Origin of the sequence: Kineococcus arenarius subsp. arenarius, assembly GCF_050871845.1 — a bacterium.
Taxonomy (GTDB): domain Bacteria; phylum Actinomycetota; class Actinomycetes; order Actinomycetales; family Kineococcaceae; genus Kineococcus.
Genome location: NZ_JBJLSE010000199.1, coordinates 1 through 509 on the forward strand (window position 1 = coordinate 1; position 509 = coordinate 509).

Genomic DNA, 509 nt, shown 5'->3' on the forward strand with positions numbered 1-509 from the left:
GTAGTCGTAGCCGATGCCGCGGCCGCGGACGTCTTCGCGGCGGCCGTGGACACGCCAGCCGCCCCCATCGGGGATGCGGGCCAGTTTCTTGACGTCCACGTGGATGAGGGATCCAGGCTCAGGATGCTCATAACGGGCAGCTGACAGGCGCGAGGCGCGGATCACCTCCCCGGTCAACGGGTCGCACGCTGCCAGCGGGGCGGCGCCGTGGCGGGCCAGGACGCGAGAGACGGTGCGCGCTGCGACGCCGGTGGCTGCGGCGATGCCCACCGGTCCGCAGCGCAGGTGCCGGCGGGCCGCGATGACGTCTGCTTCGGCGCTGGGGCTGGTGCGTCGGGGACTGCGGTGGGGGCGGCTTGAGCGATCGGCCAGCCCTGCCCAGCCCTCGGCGCGGTAGCGGGCCACCCAGCGGTGGGCGCACTGGCGCGAGACGCCCAGCTCGCGGGCCACGTGCGCCACGGCCCGCCCGTCGTGGACGACGCGCCGCACCAGCAGGGCACGGCCGTGGG

General features: G+C 75.6%; 1 protein-coding gene. It reads right to left on the reverse strand.

Translation table 11 applies throughout. The features are described from left to right. Nucleotides 1-509: leucine zipper domain-containing protein (locus ACRYM0_RS20895; RefSeq protein WP_432507767.1), on the reverse strand; the 509-nt coding region annotated here is incomplete at both ends.